Origin of the sequence: Mixta calida (genome assembly GCF_002953215.1) — a bacterium.
GTDB lineage: Bacteria > Pseudomonadota > Gammaproteobacteria > Enterobacterales > Enterobacteriaceae > Mixta > Mixta calida.
The window spans coordinates 4,244,178-4,261,950 of sequence record NZ_CP026378.1; the positions used below are offsets into that span (position 1 = coordinate 4,244,178).

Consider the following 17,773-nt stretch of genomic DNA (forward strand, 5'->3'; position numbering starts at 1 on the left):
TTGTTCTCAGTAAAAAAAATTGCCGCCGCGCTGGGCGGCCTGCTGCTGGCCGCTTCGGCAAACGCCGGCAAACTGGCGATCGTGATTGATGATTTCGGCTACCGCCCGCAGCAGGAAAACCAGGTGCTGCAAATGTCTAACGCCATTTCGGTCGCGGTGCTGCCGACCGCCCCGCACGCGCATGAAATGGCCACCAAAGCCCACCAGCGCGGCCACGAGGTGCTAATCCACCTTCCGATGGCGCCGCTTAGCAAGCAGCCGCTGGAGCGCGATACGCTGCAACCGGAAATGAGCCAGGAGGAAATCGCGCGCATTATCCGCAGCGCGGTGGCGAACGTGCCCGGCGCCGTGGGCATGAATAACCATATGGGCAGCAAAATGACCTCCAGCCTGCCGGGCATGGTGAAAGTCATGCAGGTGCTGGATCACTACAATCTCTACTTTCTCGACAGCATGACGATCGGCAACAGCCAGGCGACGCGCGCGGCGGCGGGCACCCAGGTGAAGGTGATCAAGCGCCGCGTTTTCCTTGACGATAATCAGAACGAAGCGGAGATCCGCAAGCAGTTTAATCGCGCGGTGCATCTGGCGCAGCGCAACGGTTCCGCGATCGCTATCGGCCATCCTCATCCCACTACCGTGCGCGTGTTACAGCAAATGCTGCCGAACCTGCCCGCGGATATTACGCTGGTGCGTCCCAGCCAGCTGCTGAACGAGCCGCAAATCGATCGCCCTGCGCCTGCGCCGTCAACCCCCACGACGCCGAAGCCGAAGCCGCGTAATCCGTTCCGCGGCCTGGCCGTTTGTCAGACGCCGCAACCGGTCGCGCCGGTGCCGGCAACGCGCGCGCTGTCGGTCATCGCCGACAGTATTCAGCAGAGCGCGCTGGTGAAAAAAATAGGCAGCCTGTTCTGATCGGTTGCCCATCGTCAGGGCGGCCGTAAATCACTATAATGCCGCCCTGATATTTCACCTTCCGTGAGCGTAAGGACAGAGCGCGATGACGCAACCTCGACAAAAAATCCTGTTACTGGATAACGGCAGAGAATGGGGCGGCGGCACGAACAGCATGCTGGAGCTGCTCAGGCGCATCGATCGCGACCGTTTCGATATTACCTGCTGCTTTTATTACAACTATCAGCGCGGCGAAGGTGAAACTATTGAGTCGGTGCTGACGGAGCTTGGCATTCCGGTCATCTTTATTCCGCAACGCAAGCAGCCGCTTTCTGCCAAGCTGCAGAAAGAGCTGCTGCGTTCGCTGCTGTTTTTCAGCCGTCCGCTAAAAAAACGCGCCACGGATGCAGTTGATCGTCGCTGGCGCGTGGAGCCGAATGCCCGCAGTCTGCGCGCGCTGCTGCAACAGGGCGGCTATCACACGCTTTATATGAACAACCAGCCCAGCACCAACGTTGAAGGCTATCTGGCGGTAAAAGATCTGCCTGTTGGACTGGTGCAGCATTGCCGTATCGAACCGCAGCTGAATCCCGCGCTGGTGAAGATGATCAACCAGCGCGTCGACGCCATTATCGCCGTTTCTCACGGCGTCAATCAGACGCTGCGCGCTAACGGCGTCGATGCCGCACGCTGCTTTACGGTATCCAACGCGATTGATATTTATCAGCCGCTGCCCGATCGCGTGACCGTGCGTGCCCGGCTTGGCCTGCCGACCGACAGCTTCCTGTTTGGCAGTATCGGCTCGCTAATCGCGCGCAAGGCGACGCATCACACGTTACAGGCGCTCAGCGCCTTCCGTCGCGCCTGTCCGCAGATAAACTGGCATATGGTGGTGGTCGGCGCCGGTCCGGAACGGGAAAATCTGCAACTGCTGGCGGCGCGGGAAGGCATCGCCGATCGCGTAATCTTCACCGGCTTTCGTAATAATGCGCTTGATTACCTGGCGGCGATGGATGTCTTTGTGCTGGCGTCACGCAGCGAAGGCCTACCGCGCGTCGTGCTGGAAGCGATGCTGGTTAATACCGCCGTTATCGGCTCGCGCGTCGTGGGCACCGCCGAACTGATTGATGACGGACGCACTGGCCTGCTGTTTGACTATGGCGATACGGCGCGTCTCTGTGCGCATATGCAGGCGCTGTGTCAGAATAACGCGCTGCGCCAGCAGCTGATTTCACAGGCGAATGCCAACGTTAAAGCCCATTACGCTATCGAACATTATGTCGCAGGCGTCGAAGCGCTCCTGCAGAGCGTGGCAAAGGAACCCCTACCGCATGTTTAACTTTCTTAATCCGCAATACCGTTACATTACTTCTCGCCATAATATCCCTTACGCCCAGGCGGATGTGCAGGGCGAGGTGCCGGTTACCTCTGTGGTCATTCCCTGTACCGGCGCAGATTTTATTGAAGAAGCGGAACTGAGCGCGCTGTTCGCCGCTCGCTACGCCACGCAGGCTGAAGAGATCGTGATCGTCAGCGACCAGCCCGCCGAGCTGTTCCGTCAATTGCCGGAAAAAACCCGTGTGGTCACGCTGGATGTGCCGCAGCGTGAAGAAAATTACCGCTATAAGCAAATCTACCGCAGCCGCCTGATTAAGCTACAGGCGCCGTTGCAGGCACAGACTGACGGCATTTTGATGATCGATTCCGATCTGAATCTGCTGCAGATGCCTGATATCCGCATGAAAGAAGGCCACATTTACTCCAGCTTCCGTCAGGGGAAAATGATCGCCAAACTGGATAAGGCCGCGCCGGAAAAGCGCCCTGCTTACTATGCGCGCACTATCCGTCCTTTCCTGGTCGATCACGTTAACGGCGCATTTTTGGCAGCCACGCGCCAGACATGGAAACGCATTTGCCCGCTCTGGCTGACGCTGTTTCAGGATACATGGGAACTGATGGATGATTCACAGCCGCCGACCGATCAGCTGCCGCTGGCCGCCCTGCTGGATATGCTGGATATCAAAACCATCAACCTTGGCGAATGGATGAACTGGCCGGTTTCCAAACGGATTGGCGGCCAGGAGGCGGTGATTCCAAAAGAGGTGGTCGGCGCTCATGGCGGCTTTCCGCTATCGGAGTGGCAGAAATACCTCCAGTCCGCTGATGCTCCGCTGCTGTTTAAAGGCCAGGACTACACGCGTAAAGTGCGGTACCTGACCGACGCCGAGAAGAAAAAGCAGTAAACGTTCTACAGCCCGCAACGTCCGTTGCGTTGCGGGTAAAAATACAGCAGAGTTAATCCCAGCTCAGTACGACCTTGCCTGAACGGCCGGACCGCATCTCGTCGAAGCCCTGCTGAAACGCATCGATATGATAGCGATGAGTAATGATCGGCGTCAGGTCGAGCCCTGACTGAATCAGCGCCGCCATCTTATACCAGGTTTCAAACATCTCTCGTCCATAGATCCCTTTGATAAACAGACCCTTGAAAATTACCTGATTCCAGTCAATCGCCATATCTGACGGCGGAATGCCCAGCAGCGCAATGCGGCCGCCGTGATTCATCGCCTCCAGCATCGCGCGGAACGCCGGCGGCGCGCCCGACATTTCCAGACCGACATCAAAGCCTTCGGTCATGCCCAACTCGCTCATCACCTGTGACAGCGATTCACGACTGACGTCGACGGCACGCGTTACGCCCATCTGACGCGCCAGCTCAAGGCGGTAAGCATTCACATCGGTAATCACCACGTGGCGTGCGCCTACATGTTTACAGACCGCCGCGGCCATAATACCGATCGGCCCCGCGCCGGTAATCAGCACATCTTCACCGACCAGATCGAACGAGAGCGCGGTATGCACCGCGTTGCCGAAGGGATCGAAAATGGCCGCCAGCTCATCAGAGATATTTTCCGGGATCTTAAAGGCGTTAAAGGCAGGGATAACCAGATATTCGGCGAAGCAACCCTGTCGGTTTACACCGACGCCGACAGTATTGCGACAAAGATGGGTGCGTCCGGCACGACAATTACGACAGTGGCCGCAGGTGATATGCCCTTCGCCGGAGACGCGATCGCCGACAGAGAAGCCCTTCACCTCCTGCCCCATCGCCACCACTTCGCCCACATATTCATGGCCGACAATCATCGGAACCGGGATGGTTTTCCGCGACCACTCATCCCAATTGTAAATATGAATATCGGTGCCGCAGATAGCGGTTTTACGGATTTTAATCAGTAAATCGTTATGGCCAGGTTCAGGGATCGGCGCATCCGTTACCATCCAGATGCCTTCCGTCGCCTTGAGTTTTGCAAGTGCTTTCATGACCGTACCCCTCAGGCAATCACGCCCAGCTGTTTGCCAATACGCGTAAACGCATCCACCGCCCGTTCAAGCTGCTGATGCGTATGCCCCGCTGAAATTTGCGTGCGGATGCGCGCTTGCCCTTTCGGCACCACCGGATAAAAAAAGCCGGTGACGTAAATGCCTTCGTTCTGCAATAAACGCGCAAACTCCTGCGCCACCTTCGCTTCTCCCAACATCACCGGAATAATGGCGTGATCGGCGCCGGCCAGCGTAAAGCCCGCCTTTGTCATCGCCTCGCGGAAATAACGTGCGTTCTCCCACAGGCGCTGCCGCAGCCCGTCGCCTTCGCTCAGCAGATCCAGCACCCGCAGCGACGCGCTGACGATAGCGGGCGCCAGCGAGTTAGAGAACAGATAAGGACGGGAACGCTGACGCAGCCACTCCACCACCTCTTTTTTCGCCGCCGTATAGCCGCCGGAGGCGCCGCCCAGCGCCTTGCCCAGCGTGCCGGTAATGATGTCGACGCGCCCCATCACGCCGCAGTATTCATGAGTGCCGCGCCCACCGGCGCCGACGAAACCGACCGCATGGGAATCATCCACCATCACCAGCGCGTCAAACTCGTCAGCCAAATCGCAAATGCCCTGCAAATTGGCGATCACGCCATCCATAGAAAAGACGCCGTCGGTAGCGATAAGGATATGACGCGCATCGGCCGCGCGCGCCTCTTCCAGCCGCGCACGCAGCTCCGCCATATCGTTATTGGCGTAGCGGTAACGGCGCGCCTTGCAAAGGCGAACGCCGTCAATGATGGAGGCGTGATTCAACGCATCGGAAATGACCGCATCCTCCGGCCCCAGCAGCGTTTCAAACAGGCCGCCATTGGCGTCGAAGCAGGAAGAATAGAGAATGGCGTCTTCCATGCCGAGAAAATCGGCCAGGCGCTGCTCCAGCTGTTTATGGATATCCTGCGTGCCGCAGATAAAACGCACCGAAGCCATGCCGAAACCGTGGCTATCCATGCCCTGCTTCGCCGCCAGCACCAGCGCCGGATGGTTGGCCAGTCCCAGGTAGTTATTGGCGCAGAAGTTGATCACGTCCTGGCCCGCGCCGATGCGGATATCGGCCTGTTGCGCCGAGGTGATGATACGTTCCTGTTTAAACAGGCCTTCCTGCTGCGTCACTGCCAGCTGTTCATTGATTTGACGATAAAAATCTGCAGGCATTTTTATTCTCCGTTACCGTCTTAGAGTCGGCACATCATACTGAACGGCCGCCGGTCAAACGATAATCGGCGCAACAGAATGTCAATTTTGCAGCATATATCACGCCTGCCTGGTTAGTTACATTCCGTTACGGACTCCTCTGGCTGCCTGCACGCCGATGAAATGTTATGATAATGGGTAATTAGGCGCGGAACCCCCTGTTCCGCCTCACTGTTTAAGGTTAAGCACATGATTATTGTGACTGGCGGCGCCGGCATGATCGGCAGCAATATTGTCAAAGCTCTGAATGAACAAGGCATTACCGATATCCTGGTGGTGGACAACCTGAAAGATGGCACCAAGTTCGTCAATCTGGTCGATCTCGACATCACCGATTACATGGATAAAGAAGACTTCATCGCCAGCGTGATGGCGGGCGACGATCTGGGCGATATTGAAGCGGTGTTTCATGAAGGCGCCTGCTCCGCAACGACGGAGTGGGACGGCAAGTACATGATGGACAATAACTATCAGTACTCCAAAGAGCTGCTGCATTTCTGCCTTGAGCGCGAAATCCCGTTCCTGTACGCCTCTTCCGCCGCCACCTACGGCGGACGCAACGATAACTTCATCGAAGAACGCGCCTACGAGCAGCCGCTGAACGTTTACGGCTACTCAAAAATGCTGTTCGATCACTATGTGCGTCAGATACTGCCGGAAGCGAACTCGCAGGTGTGCGGCTTCCGCTATTTCAACGTTTATGGACCGCGGGAAGGTCATAAAGGCAGCATGGCGAGCGTCGCTTTCCATCTGAACACGCAGCTGAATAACGGCGAGAACCCTAAGCTATTTGAAGGCAGCGATAACTTCAAACGCGACTTCATCCACGTCAGCGACGTCGCGGCGGTCAACCTGTGGTTCTGGAAAAACGGCGTTTCCGGCATCTTCAACTGCGGCACCGGCCGTGCGGAATCTTTCCAGGCGGTAGCGGATGCGGCGCTGGCTTATCATCAGAAAGGTCAGATCGAATACATTCCGTTCCCGGATAAGCTGAAAGGCCGCTACCAGGCTTATACCAAAGCGGATCTCACCAAACTGCGCGCCGCAGGCTACGACAAACCGTTTAAAACCGTGGCCGAAGGCGTGGCTGATTATATGGCCTGGCTGAACCGCGACGCATAACGAAAAGGAAGACGTACCGGCATGAAGATACTGGTAATCGGCCCTTCCTGGGTCGGCGATATGATGATGTCGCAAAGTCTCTATCGCACGCTGAAGGCCGAGCATCCTGATGCCGTGATTGATGTGATGGCACCAGCCTGGTGCCGCCCTCTGTTGTCGCGCATGCCGGAAGTCAACGAAGCGCTGGCGATGCCGCTGGGACACGGCGCGCTGGCATTGGGCGAACGTTATCGCCTGGGAAAAGCGCTGCGTCAGAAAAACTATCAGCGGGCCTGGGTGTTGCCCGGCTCGTTTAAATCGGCGCTGGTACCCTTCTTTGCCGGCATTCCACTGCGTACCGGCTGGCGCGGCGAGATGCGCTACGGCCTGCTGAACGATCTGCGCGTGCTGGATAAACCCGCTTTTCCCCTGATGGTCGAGCGCTATGTGGCGCTGGCATACGACAAAACGCGCATCCGCAGCGCGCGCGATCTGCCGCAACCCTTACTGTGGCCACGTTTGCAGGTTGAGGAACAGGAAAAAATCGATACCGCTGCGCAGTTCGCGCTGACCGCCGACCGACCGCTTATCGGCTTCTGTCCCGGTGCGGAGTTCGGCCCGGCCAAGCGCTGGCCGCACTATCACTATGCGACGCTGGCGCAGCAGTTGATCGCGGCGGGTTATCAGGTGGTGCTGTTTGGCTCCGCTAAAGATCATGCTACCGGCGAAGAAATTCGCCAGACGCTGAGCGAGACGGACCGCCTCCACTGCCGCAATCTGGCGGGCGAAACCCAACTGGAACAGGCGGTGATTCTGTTAGCGCACTGCGACGCGGTAGTCACCAACGATTCCGGCCTGATGCATATCGCTGCCGCGCTCGATCGGCCGCTGGTCGCGCTTTACGGCCCCAGCAGTCCTGACTTCACCCCGCCGCTGTCACAGCGTGCGCGCGTTATTCGCCTGATTACCGGCTACCATAAAGTGCGTAAAGGGGATGCGGAGCAGGGTTATCATCAAAGCCTGATCGATATTCAGCCAACGCGCGTAATGGAAGAACTGCACGCCCTGCTGGGCCAGCGGGAGCATATATGAAGGTATTGATCGTAAAAACGTCCTCCATGGGCGATGTCCTTCATACACTGCCGGCTTTAACCGACGCAATGCGCGCGATCCCCACGATTCGCTTCGACTGGGTGGTTGAAGAAAACTTTGCGCAAATCCCGTCGTGGCATCCGGCGGTGGATCGCGTTCTGCCGGTGGCGATTCGTCGCTGGCGCAAGCACTGGTTTGGCAGTCAGCAGCGTGAAGAGCGTCTGCGTTTCAAACAGGCTTTGCAGTCACGTGAATATGATGTGGTGATCGACGCGCAGGGGCTGATTAAAAGCGCCGCGCTGGTGACACGCCTGGCTAAGGGCGTTAAACATGGTCAGGATAGCCGCAGCGCGCGCGAGCCGTTCGCCAGCTGGTGGTATGACAAACGTCATGAGATCAATAAACAGCAACATGCGGTAGAACGTACCCGTGAGCTGTTTGCCAAAAGCCTGGGCTATCAGAAGCCGCAAACGCAGGGCGATTACGCCATCGCGTCGCATTTTCTCGCCCGTCCGCCTGCGGACGCCGGTCGCTACCTCGTTTTCCTGCATGCCACGACGCGCGACAACAAGCACTGGCCGGAAAGTCACTGGCGCGAGCTGATTTCGCTGCTTGAACCTGGCGGCCTGCGCATTAAACTTCCCTGGGGCGCAGAACATGAGCATCAGCGCGCCCAGCGTTTGGCGGCCGGTTTCACTCACGTTGATGTCCTGCCAAAACTGACGCTGGAGCAGGTCGCCCAAACGCTGGCGGGCGCGAAAGCAGTAGTCTCAGTGGATACCGGCCTGAGCCACCTGACCGCAGCGCTCGACCGGCCAAACATTACGCTTTACGGCCCAACCGATCCCGGTTTGATTGGCGGCTATGGGTTGAATCAGCAGGCGCTGCGCGCGTCGGAAAAGGGTGATATGGCAACCATCAGCGCAGCTCAGGTCAATGCTGTGTTACAGCTATTATTAAGCACGGAAGCGTAATAATGATGCCGCCTCGTCTGAGTATTATTGTTACCGCTCATAACTGCGCAACCTGGTTACAGGATACGCTCGACAGCATCGTCGCCTCGGCAGGTAACACATTATCCAGCTGCGAGATCATTCTTGTTAACGATGCTTCAGAAGATGATACGCAGGCGATTATTGAGCGTTTCGCCGCCGTTTATCCCCAGACCCGACATCAACAAACCTGGCTGCGCAATATTGGTCAGGTTCGCAACCACGCCGTTGCGCAGGCGCGGGGGATTATATTTTAATGGTCGATGGCGATGACAAAGTGTTACCTGGCGCTATAGCCGATCATCTGCCTCAGCTGGAAGCACAGAGACCGGATATCTATTTAAGCAAAATTATCGAAAAACGCAGCGCTGATATGAACCCTGTCCCCCCCTGGCATGCTGGAACGCCTGTCGTTTTAGCGCGGGATGAGGCGATTACGCGTTTTTTGATCCATCGTGATTTCCAGGCGCATTTTATCGGTCAATACTTCCGTCGCCATTTGCTGCAGGAAAACCCCTTCCCCTCTTTCATCTGCTACGAGGATGCCTGGCTTTTTCCGTTACTGCTGACCAAAAGCGAAAAAATCCTTTATTCAACCTGCGGCTTTTATCTCTACAGAAAGCATGCTGCCAGTCTCTCAACCACTATGCAGCCCGAAAAAATTGTCTGCTTGCTGGCTGCGACACAGCATATGGATGAGGTATTGCCGACACGTTTTCAGGCTCTGATTACCTGCCACTGGCTGGATATCGTTAATCGGCATAGCACCGAACTGAAAAAGCAGGGGGTATGGGAACAGGTTAAAAAGCGTATCCACCAGCAGAGCCTGTGGGCATTCCTGCTTAATGGGAAGATACGGGTCAGCTATAAACGTAAGATGCTGAAGCTAAGGCGGCTAAACTAGCCGCCTGTAAACTATTATGGCTGAGGCGAAGACGCCGCGACAGGGCTTTTCCACATCACACATAAGATCAGCAGAAGCGAAATACAGATAGTGATTTCACGGCTGATAAATAACACGTCTGTCAGGCCGCTTACCACGGTCACCAGCATAACGGAAAGCAGCAACGCATTATTTTTACGCAGCGCTCTGAGTATTAGCGCTAAATAAAATGCCAACACGATCACCATTCCTGGAATGCCCTGTAGCGTTGCGCTGTCGAGCAATTCATTGTGCAAATGAATCGAAACAAACTCTAAGGCGCTGGCGTCACGGTGGTTTTCCTTCACATAATGCTTAAACCAAGCCGTTCGCTGCTCCATATTCATTCCCAACGGATTCGCTGCGAAGCAGGCGGCGCCAATATTCCACATCGCCAGCCGGCTGGTCAACGAACCGCTTTTATTCCCCTCCGCCTGTTCATATCGCGTGAGCTCCGCCATTGAAGCATCGATTCTGGGCTTAATCATCGGTTTATAGCACGCGGCGATTAATAAAACGATAGCGGTTAAAATGCCCAGCGCAGCTTTCCAGCCTAAATGACGAAAGCGTAGCAGCCCAACGAAAAAGATAATTAAGGGAAACGCGGCGATCATATTGCGAGTGCCCGTCTGGATGATAATAAACCAGGCGATGACAAATACGCCAAGGCATAACAACAGCTGGCTGGCGCTATGTCTTTTTGCTGCCAGCATAAACAGCGTTGCCGCAGCCAACATCGCATAACCATAGGCGGAAAGCGTAGCGCGATCGAGCGCAAACTCAACGCGCCGGGCACCATTTGTATATTGGTAAAAACCGTAGACCGTTGCGCCGACAAACGCGACAATCAATCCCCATTCAACCATACGGCGAGTTAGCTGAGGCAATCTTTCCTGCTGACTAAACAGGTAATAACCGATTACGGCCGCGATTAGCAGACGTTTACCCGCGTTCAGATAATCATTATAAGGGTCAAAATGGGGTTGTCCCAGATAATCCCAGTAAAACCAAACGACTTTACTACAGCCCAGTAACGCCAACCATCCTGCCAGCCAAAAATGGCGACGATTAACAGGACGCAAGTGGGTAATAATCCCTAAAAGGGAAAAATAAAAAGCCCAGTAAAAAGCAACCTTCGCCGTCTTTTCATGGATAAAGGTAAACATAACGGCCAGCAATACCGCCGTCAGCGCTAAAAGATAAAGCGCGTTGCGCCAATGAGTTTTGATCAGCGCGCTATTCATCCAGCCTGGGTAAGAGATATCCCTGTTCATTTTTATCGTGCCTGAAAGTATTGATAATATTCCGCCAGCGTCATGCCCTGCGTACGTGTTTGCAGCCAGCTAAACAGCGCCTCTAAATCCTGGTACAGTCTTTCAATATCCGCTTCGTTTTTAAAGGTCGGGCTGCCGTCCGGCATAAATTCTGAGGAGTGAAGCATAAACTCGACATAATCATTGCCTTCCGCCAGGCTCATCTCCGCCACGCGCTTCATCGCAGCCAGGTTGCCGCCTGAAGGCCGTAGCCAGTGAACGGAAGGCCCGCGTTTTTTACCGCGCAGGCGATCGTAGCCCTGCTTCAGGCGATTCATCAATGCGGTGTGCTTGTACTGAATGCTCATCGGTACTTCCAGCAATCCCGAATCGCCGCTGCGCGAGATATCTTTTGGATCAAGAAAATAGGCGTGATGCGGGAAATGCGTATAGTCTGTTCCGCCCTTTCCCTGCGGCGCGCCAGGCGAATTGCGCCAGCTTACCCGCGGCGTCACCGAGCAATCGACCTGATAGCCCAGCTCGCGCAGCACCGTCGCGTAACGCTCATCAAAGGCCCAGCGTCCGGCACGATGGCTCAGCATTTTCGTCTGGAAGGTTTCCTCCAGGAGATCGGTCATAAATTTAACTTTTTCACGCAGCAGATTATCTGGGTATTCAATCAGATAAGGCTGCCAGCGCCAGTCATCATCCGTCAGCGGCGCTTCCGGCGGGCTGTTCCAGGCGTGCAGATGCATGCCAACCTCCCCTGACCGCGTGCAATAACATCTCGAGCGAACTCGACATAGGCAGGATCGCTGGCCATCTCATAGTTAGTCAACCAGGTCGGTTTAAAGCCATATTTTTCACAGAGCGCCTGAAAACGCGGCAAAAAAAGCGTATTGCGGGTAGTGATGGTACGGCGATTGCGCCACAGATTGTCGCCTTCAGTATCAATTGTGATGAGAAAAGCCGGTTTATTCATCTTCTTTCCAACGCTCCACTGGATGTCGCCGGTATGTTACGCAGGCGCTTTCTTAAGGGCAAAATAATTTCATTCCGATAAATCTCCTTCTTTTACTTTTCATGGCAAACTAAGCTTCGCTTGATTAAGCTCTTATACAGGCGTTGCCCGTTTCGTTTACCGGATGTCGTGAAGCGCGACGCCGATGAAAAAGGAAAGGTCCGGCACACAGCCTTATCGATATTAAAAGCGATAAAAAACTTAATTCCCAACAAAATAGCTTTTACACTTTTGCCAGTGGCCTTGCTGCACACATAAGGATTTAAACATTGTCCAGGCGTATCTTGATGATCATTGATGGCTTACCTGGAGGCGGCGCAGAAAAGGTAGTGCTGACGCTGGCGAAGGGGCTGTTGTCGCTGGGGCATCGCGTTTCGCTGTTCTCATTACGCAGCGTATGCGATTACCCACTTCCGGCAGGGCTGGACTATCAGGTGCTTCAGGATCGCTGCCGCAAACCGTGGCGTAAGCTCACAGAGCTACAGCGTCGCGCGTGTCAGTTGGATCGCGCCATTATCAAAGCCGAGCAGCAGAGCGGCGCGTTTGATTTAATCATTTCCCATCTGCATAAAACGGACCGAATCGTGAGTCGCTGTCGACATCTCGACCCGGCAAAAACCTGGTACTGCCTGCACGGCGTTTTCTCCGCGTCTTATCTGGCGCGACGCAAAGGCTTTTCCCGCTGGCTGAAGATTCAAAAAACCCGCCGGGTTTACCAAAATCGCAACGTTATCGGGGTGTCGCAGTTCGTTATTGACGATTTGAAGCAGCACTACAGCATCCAGCCGGCGCGCGAAGCGGTCATCTTCAATCCGTTCGACGCTGAACTGATTTTACAGCAGGCCAGCGAAGCGTGTGAGCTGTCTGGTCAGGACTATCTGTTGCACGTAGGCCGTTTCCATCCAACCAAGCGCCACGATCGCCTGCTCCAGGCCTATGCACGCAGCGGATTGCAAGCGCCGCTGGTGCTGATAGGCCAGGGCGATGCCGCGCGTATCGCCGCGCTGAAAGCGTTAGCTGACGAACTGGGCATTGCCGACCGCGTAATTTTCAAAGGTTTTACCCATAATCCCTATGCATGGATAAACCATGCACGTATGCTGATCGTCAGCTCAGACAGCGAAGGCTTTGGGAACGTACTGGTTGAAGCATTGTTCTGCCAGACGCCGGTGGTCAGCACTCGCTGTCCCGGCGGCCCGGAAACGATTCTACAAGGTGAACTGGCGCGCGGACTGGCGGAAATGTCCAGTGAATCACTGGCGGAAAAAATAAAGGACATTTATCATCAGCCCCCCGAACTTCATCAGCTCGATCTTTCGGCCTACCATATTGAGGCCATCTGTCAGCGCTACCTCGCGTTGATTGAGCGCTGATTACCATGCGCAACAATGGAATAATACTTTTTGCAGGGGATGGTTATGCTTTGCCCCGTTGCCAGACCGCTGAGGAAACGGTGTGAACTATATTTTTATTTTTATCTTACTACTGCCGCTAAAGTGGGTAAGAAAGCTTTTCCGTAAGAAGGAAGGGCGCAACCTGGTGATCCAGACCGCCAAGATCGGCGATTTTATTAATATCACGCCGCTGCTGGCGCATTTGCAACGCAGCGATGCGCTGCTGAGCCGTACCGTCGCGCCGCTGGCACGGCATGACGATACGCTGCAACACATCTGGTATATCGAAGATTATAAATCCGGCCTGCTGGCGAAAATTCGTCTTGCGCTGCAGCTGATGAACCGCTACGACAACGTCTACCTACTGCATCCTAATAACGTCAATTTGTTCTATGCGGCCTGCTGTAACGCCAGCAATAAGCAGTTCCTTTCCAACTACCGCCGCAAGTGGTATCAGGCGCTGTTCTACTGGACGGCCAGCGGCGTTGTGCAGCATGAGAAGAATACACTGACGCTGGAAAATTACCTCAAGCTGGCGGATCCGCAGCTGACCAAAGAGAGTTACCCAAAGCACGCCACCCGTCCGCTTTATCCCCTGGCCCCCGTTCCCGCCGCACTACAACGCCAGGATGGGATTAAGATCGGTTTAAGCATCTCCGCAGGTAATCAGGCGAAAACCATTCCCCCAGCCATCTGGAAAGATCTGTTTGATCGGCTGGCCGACCTGCCCTGTCTGTTTTATGTATTTGGCGCGCCTTCGGAAATGGATCGCTTGCAGGATCTGTATAAACTCACAGGGGAACGTGAAAATATTATCAGTATGATTGGCAACATTCCGCTGGAAGGCTTGCCGCATGCTATCAGCATGATGGATTTTTACGTTGCTTCCGATTCCGGCAACGTTTATATCGCCGACGCTGTCGGCGTACCGGTTATTTTAATTTACGGCCCCTGCTGTGTTGAAGAACAACGGCCTCTAGGTGATGTGCTGTTGATTGGACCGGACCATATTGCGCCTTCATCGTTTGTATTCGCCGCGCTTTATCAGTTCCATCATCCCGCAGAGCAGCTTTACGCACTGGATAGCCGCAAACTCGACGATATTCACGATTTTATTGCCGCACGCCAGCCGGAACGGCTGCGCCAAACCAAGCCCCATTAACATGACACAACACGCTGACACCGCTTCTCCTTTACTGAGCGTTATCATTCCGATGTATAACGCCGGCAGTATGTTCGATACGTTTATGGCGTCGCTTCTGGCGCAAACTTTTACCGATCTTGAAGTCATTATCGTTAACGATGGCTCGACGGACGGCAGCGCCGAGCGCGCGGCGGACTATGCCGCGCGTTACGCGCATATCAGCGTCATCAACCAGCAGAACGGCGGCGTTTCACGGGCGCGCAATGCAGGCCTGACGGTCGCGCGCGGCAAATATGTCACCTTCCCGGACGCCGACGATACGCTGTCGCCTGAGATCTATCAGACGCTGGTCGGGATGGCGGAACAGGACGATCTCGATGCGGCCCAGTGCAACGCGGAATGTTTTTATACCGGCAGCCAGCGCGTCAGAACGCTGATCCCGCACGACAGGCTGACCTCAACCGGCGTGCTGGACGGCGCCGCCTGGCTGAGCAAGGCGCTGGCGACCCGGCGCTATCTGCATGTCGTCTGGATGGGCATTTACCGTTTATCCGTGATCAAATCTCACGAACTGATGTTTGAACCGGGCCTGCATCATCAGGATATTCCCTGGACCACCGAATTTATGCTGAACGCGCGCCGGGTGCGCTACACCGACACCCCGCTCTATCGCTATCACGTTCACGATCAATCGATCAGCAACCGTAAACGCACCGGGCAGCGCAACGTAGAGTATCAGCGTCACTACCTGAAAATTGCGCGGATGCTGGAAGAGATAAATCAGCGCTACCGCGGCAAAGTGAAAATCTATCCGCAGTTTCACTATCAGATTACGCACGAGGCGCTTAGCGTCTGTCATGCGGTGCGGCGCGAGCCGGAAGCCGATGCGCGTCAGGCAATTATCGCCGATATCTTCTCGACGCAAACCCATCGTCGTATGCTGCGCAACGCGCGCGGCGTGAAACAGTGGTATCAGCTGCTGCTTTGGCTGAGCCGCCTTTACCGCTGGCGTCAGCGCTAACCGGGCAAAGCCGGGAAGAAGCGGCATGCGACGCTTTTCCCCCTGGCGGCTTTGACCTAAAATCGGCTCACTTCTTTCTGAGACAGGTTTTGTATGGCAAGTCAGATCCCTGCATCTTTTACACCACGCAATATTCTGGTGATCAAACTACGTCATCACGGCGATATGTTGTTGACCACGCCGGTTATCAATGCGCTGCATCAGCGCTATCCCGGCGCCGCGATCGATGTGTTGCTCTATCAGGAAACGCGTCCGATGTTACAGGCGCATCCCGCGATTCGTCGGCTGCATCTGATCGATCGGAAATGGAAAAAGCAGGGCGTCTGGCGTCAGCTAAAGCATGAGCTGGCGCTGGTGAACGCCATTCGGGACAGTCATTACGACCTGGTGATTAATCTGGCCGATCAGTGGCGCAGCGCGCTGATAACTAAACTTACCGGCGCGCCGGAGCGCATCGGTTTCGCCTATAACAAGCGCGACAGCCATTTCTGGCGCGCCTGCCATAATCACCTGGTTTCAACGGCGAATTTTAGTCAGCTGCATACCGTCGAACAAAATCTGCTGGCGCTCTCGCCGCTTGATGTGCCGATGGAGAATGCGCCCGTTACGATGTATTACGCGAATGAAGACTGGCTGGCCGCCGAACAACAGCTTCAGAAGCAAGGCGTTACCGGCCCTTATATTGTGATTCAGCCCACCTCGCGCTGGACATTTAAATGCTGGGACGACGATAAGGTCGCCGCCTTAATCGATCGGCTTAATCAGCCCGGCCAGCATATCGTGCTAACCGCCGCCCCGGACCGTAAAGAGCTGGCGATGATTGAGCATATTCTTTCGCTCTGTAGTAACCCGCAGGTTGCCACTATTGCCGGGCAGCTCAGCCTGACGCAGCTGGCGGCGCTTATCGATCATGCGCGGCTGTTTATCGGCGTCGACTCGGCGCCGATGCATATGGCAGCGGCGCTGCAAACGCCCTGCGTGGCGCTGTTCGGCCCGACCAAACTACAGCAGTGGCGTCCGTGGGGCGCCCGTAACCGGGTCATTTGGGCAGGCGATTACGGCCCGCTGCCGACGCCCGATTCTATCGATACGAAAACCGAGCAGCGCTATTTAAGCGCCATCCCGGTTGACGATGTGGCCGCCGCCGCGAGGAGTTATCTGGATGCGTAATATCCGCCTGGCGATTGTGCGCCAAAAATACCGTCCCGACGGCGGGGCCGAGCGCTTTATTTCACGCGCGCTGGAAGCGCTGAACAACGAGCGGCTCGATCTGAATATCATCACCCGCAGCTGGCAGGGCACGCCGAAACCAGACTGGCATCTGCATATCTGCAACCCGCCAAAATGGAGCCGCGTGTCGCGCGAGCGCGGGTTTGCCGCGGCGGCGCGCGCCTGCTGGGAGCGCGAGAAATTCGACATCGTTCAGAGCCATGAACGCATCGCCGGCTGCGATATTTTTCGCGCCGGCGACGGCGTACATCGCGTCTGGCTGGAGCAACGCGCGCGCATCGTTTCACCGATGCAGCGTCTCAGCGCCTCGCTCAGCCCCTGGCATCGCTATGTACTGCGGGCGGAAGAGGAGATGTTTCACTCCGCCGCGCTAAAGAAAGTGATCTGTAATTCGGAGATGGTGAAGCAGGATATTATCCGCTGCTTCAATCTGGCGGATGATCGCATCACCGTGATCTATAACGCTATCGATTCACAACGCTTCCAGCCAGCGACAGAAGCCACGCGCCATGCGACGCGGCGGCAGCTCGCGATACCGGAGCAGGCGGTCGCGCTGATTTACGTCGGTTCAGGCTTTGAGCGTAAAGGTCTGAAGGCGGCGATTCAGGCGATCGCTAATAGCGATCGCTATCTGATCGTGGTGGGTCAGGATAAACATCAGTCGCGTTATCAGCAGCTGGCCAATCAGCTTAACTGCCTCGATCGTCTACGTTTCGTGGGCGTACAGCAGGATGTGCAGCCGTTTTATCACGCCGCCGACGGCTTAATTCTGCCAACGCTATACGATCCCTTCCCAACGTGGTGCTGGAGGCGATGGCTTGCGGCCTGCCGGTGATCACCAGCACCGGCTGCGGCGGCGCGGAATTTATTGTGGAGGGGCAGCAGGGGTTTGTCTGCGATGCGCTGGATATCAAGGCGTTGCATGAAGCAGTGCAGAACATTCCCGCTAAAGTGCAGGAGTCGTCGATGGGCGAGGCGGCGCGCGCCAGAATTATGCCTTATACCCCGCAGCGGCTGGGCGCGGAGTTACATTCCCTTTATCAACAGCTACTTTCAGGCGCGGCGGAAGATAGATGAGTGCAGGAGAGTTATCTGCTAACATGCCGCATTCCGCATATTTTGCTTAGGTTTGACGCAT

General features: G+C 55.6%; 15 protein-coding genes and 2 pseudogenes. 13 read left to right on the plus strand and 4 right to left on the minus strand.

Annotation, left to right across the window (positions count from 1 at the left end; genetic code table 11):
* The 3 genes from C2E16_RS20175 (at position 1) to C2E16_RS20185 (ending at position 3,137) form a co-directional block, all read left to right on the plus strand.
* Positions 1–915 carry a divergent polysaccharide deacetylase family protein gene (locus C2E16_RS20175; protein WP_038629097.1) on the plus strand — a complete coding sequence of 305 codons (915 nt, stop codon included), beginning with the start codon at positions 1–3 and terminating at the stop codon, positions 913–915.
* 85 nt (positions 916–1,000) lie between these two features.
* Entirely contained in the window at positions 1,001–2,233 is a 1,233-nt protein-coding gene (locus C2E16_RS20180) for a glycosyltransferase (protein ID WP_084969898.1), read from the plus strand.
* Positions 2,226–3,137, plus strand: coding sequence for a hypothetical protein (locus C2E16_RS20185; protein WP_038629102.1), 912 nt, complete (start codon positions 2,226–2,228; stop codon positions 3,135–3,137). Before C2E16_RS20180 ends, C2E16_RS20185 begins: the two co-directional genes overlap by 8 nt.
* Before the next feature lie 52 nt (positions 3,138–3,189).
* On the opposite strand, the gene tdh is transcribed toward C2E16_RS20185, so the two are convergent.
* The gene (tdh, locus tag C2E16_RS20190) at positions 3,190–4,218 is read right to left on the minus strand and encodes an L-threonine 3-dehydrogenase (RefSeq protein WP_038629104.1); all 1,029 of its coding nucleotides are present in this window, start codon (positions 4,216–4,218) and stop codon (positions 3,190–3,192) included.
* A gap of 11 nt (positions 4,219–4,229) precedes the next feature.
* Positions 4,230–5,426 (minus strand): glycine C-acetyltransferase, encoded by a 1,197-nt coding sequence (gene kbl / locus C2E16_RS20195; protein ID WP_084969897.1) that lies wholly within the window; start codon positions 5,424–5,426, stop codon positions 4,230–4,232.
* Between the two features lie 228 nt (positions 5,427–5,654).
* Here kbl and rfaD point away from each other — a divergent pair, with 228 nt between their 5' ends.
* The 5 genes from rfaD to C2E16_RS20215 are packed head-to-tail and all read left to right on the plus strand — an operon-like array spanning position 5,655 to position 9,554.
* Positions 5,655–6,587 (plus strand): ADP-glyceromanno-heptose 6-epimerase, encoded by a 933-nt coding sequence (gene rfaD, locus C2E16_RS20200; RefSeq protein WP_038629111.1) that lies wholly within the window; start codon positions 5,655–5,657, stop codon positions 6,585–6,587.
* Between the two features lie 21 nt (positions 6,588–6,608).
* Positions 6,609–7,658: an ADP-heptose--LPS heptosyltransferase RfaF gene (rfaF, locus tag C2E16_RS20205; protein WP_038629113.1), complete on the plus strand. Its 1,050-nt coding sequence runs from the start codon at positions 6,609–6,611 to the stop codon at positions 7,656–7,658.
* The gene (gene rfaC, locus C2E16_RS20210; RefSeq protein ID WP_038629115.1) at positions 7,655–8,632 is read left to right on the plus strand and encodes a lipopolysaccharide heptosyltransferase RfaC; all 978 of its coding nucleotides are present in this window, start codon (positions 7,655–7,657) and stop codon (positions 8,630–8,632) included. Before rfaF ends, rfaC begins: the two co-directional genes overlap by 4 nt.
* Before the next feature lie 2 nt (positions 8,633–8,634).
* Positions 8,635–8,907 (plus strand): glycosyltransferase family 2 protein, encoded by a 273-nt coding sequence (locus C2E16_RS21275; RefSeq protein WP_257152243.1) that lies wholly within the window; start codon positions 8,635–8,637, stop codon positions 8,905–8,907.
* Positions 8,907–9,554, plus strand: a complete 648-nt coding sequence (locus tag C2E16_RS20215) for a hypothetical protein (protein ID WP_257152244.1) — start codon at positions 8,907–8,909, stop codon at positions 9,552–9,554. Before C2E16_RS21275 ends, C2E16_RS20215 begins: the two co-directional genes overlap by 1 nt.
* Positions 9,555–9,568: 14 nt before the next feature.
* Here the strand turns inward: C2E16_RS20215 and C2E16_RS20220 are convergent, their stop codons facing one another.
* Positions 9,569–10,816: an O-antigen ligase family protein gene (locus C2E16_RS20220; RefSeq protein WP_167401682.1), complete on the minus strand. Its 1,248-nt coding sequence runs from the start codon at positions 10,814–10,816 to the stop codon at positions 9,569–9,571.
* A gap of 32 nt (positions 10,817–10,848) precedes the next feature.
* Positions 10,849–11,807 (minus strand): annotated as a pseudogene (locus C2E16_RS20225) (polysaccharide deacetylase family protein).
* 326 nt (positions 11,808–12,133) lie between these two features.
* Here C2E16_RS20225 and C2E16_RS20230 point away from each other — a divergent pair.
* The 5 genes and pseudogenes from C2E16_RS20230 to C2E16_RS20250 all read left to right on the plus strand — a co-directional run bounded on the left by C2E16_RS20230 (position 12,134) and on the right by C2E16_RS20250 (position 17,712).
* Entirely contained in the window at positions 12,134–13,219 is a 1,086-nt protein-coding gene (locus tag C2E16_RS20230; protein WP_084969895.1) for a glycosyltransferase, read from the plus strand.
* A gap of 82 nt (positions 13,220–13,301) precedes the next feature.
* Positions 13,302–14,402: a glycosyltransferase family 9 protein gene (locus C2E16_RS20235; protein WP_038629123.1), complete on the plus strand. Its 1,101-nt coding sequence runs from the start codon at positions 13,302–13,304 to the stop codon at positions 14,400–14,402.
* 1 nt (position 14,403) lies between these two features.
* On the plus strand, positions 14,404–15,405 hold the full coding sequence (locus tag C2E16_RS20240; RefSeq protein ID WP_071883721.1) for a glycosyltransferase: 1,002 nt from the start codon (positions 14,404–14,406) through the stop codon (positions 15,403–15,405).
* Positions 15,406–15,498: 93 nt separating this feature from the next.
* Positions 15,499–16,575, plus strand: a complete 1,077-nt coding sequence (gene rfaQ, locus C2E16_RS20245) for a putative lipopolysaccharide heptosyltransferase III (RefSeq protein WP_038629125.1) — start codon at positions 15,499–15,501, stop codon at positions 16,573–16,575.
* A pseudogene (locus tag C2E16_RS20250) lies at positions 16,568–17,712 on the plus strand (glycosyltransferase family 4 protein). The gene rfaQ and the pseudogene C2E16_RS20250 overlap by 8 nt, the downstream one beginning before the upstream one ends.
* The last annotated feature ends 61 nt before the right edge of the window (positions 17,713–17,773 follow it).

Excerpts from the sequence above, each read along its gene's own strand:
- rfaQ (WP_038629125.1), top strand. The coding sequence starts at position 15,499 with ATGGCAAGTCAGATCCCTGCATCTTTTACACCACGCAATATTCTGGTG.
- rfaF (WP_038629113.1), top strand. The coding sequence starts at position 6,609 with ATGAAGATACTGGTAATCGGCCCTTCCTGGGTCGGCGATATGATGATG.
- C2E16_RS20240 (WP_071883721.1), top strand. The coding sequence starts at position 14,404 with ATGACACAACACGCTGACACCGCTTCTCCTTTACTGAGCGTTATCATT.
- C2E16_RS20215 (WP_257152244.1), top strand. The coding sequence starts at position 8,907 with ATGGTCGATGGCGATGACAAAGTGTTACCTGGCGCTATAGCCGATCAT.
- kbl (WP_084969897.1), bottom strand. The coding sequence starts at position 5,426 with ATGCCTGCAGATTTTTATCGTCAAATCAATGAACAGCTGGCAGTGACG.
- C2E16_RS20230 (WP_084969895.1), top strand. The coding sequence starts at position 12,134 with ATGATCATTGATGGCTTACCTGGAGGCGGCGCAGAAAAGGTAGTGCTG.
- tdh (WP_038629104.1), bottom strand. The coding sequence starts at position 4,218 with ATGAAAGCACTTGCAAAACTCAAGGCGACGGAAGGCATCTGGATGGTA.
- rfaC (WP_038629115.1), top strand. The coding sequence starts at position 7,655 with ATGAAGGTATTGATCGTAAAAACGTCCTCCATGGGCGATGTCCTTCAT.
- C2E16_RS21275 (WP_257152243.1), top strand. The coding sequence starts at position 8,635 with ATGATGCCGCCTCGTCTGAGTATTATTGTTACCGCTCATAACTGCGCA.
- rfaD (WP_038629111.1), top strand. The coding sequence starts at position 5,655 with ATGATTATTGTGACTGGCGGCGCCGGCATGATCGGCAGCAATATTGTC.
- C2E16_RS20185 (WP_038629102.1), top strand. The coding sequence starts at position 2,226 with ATGTTTAACTTTCTTAATCCGCAATACCGTTACATTACTTCTCGCCAT.
- C2E16_RS20220 (WP_167401682.1), bottom strand. The coding sequence starts at position 10,816 with ATGAATAGCGCGCTGATCAAAACTCATTGGCGCAACGCGCTTTATCTT.
- C2E16_RS20180 (WP_084969898.1), top strand. The coding sequence starts at position 1,001 with ATGACGCAACCTCGACAAAAAATCCTGTTACTGGATAACGGCAGAGAA.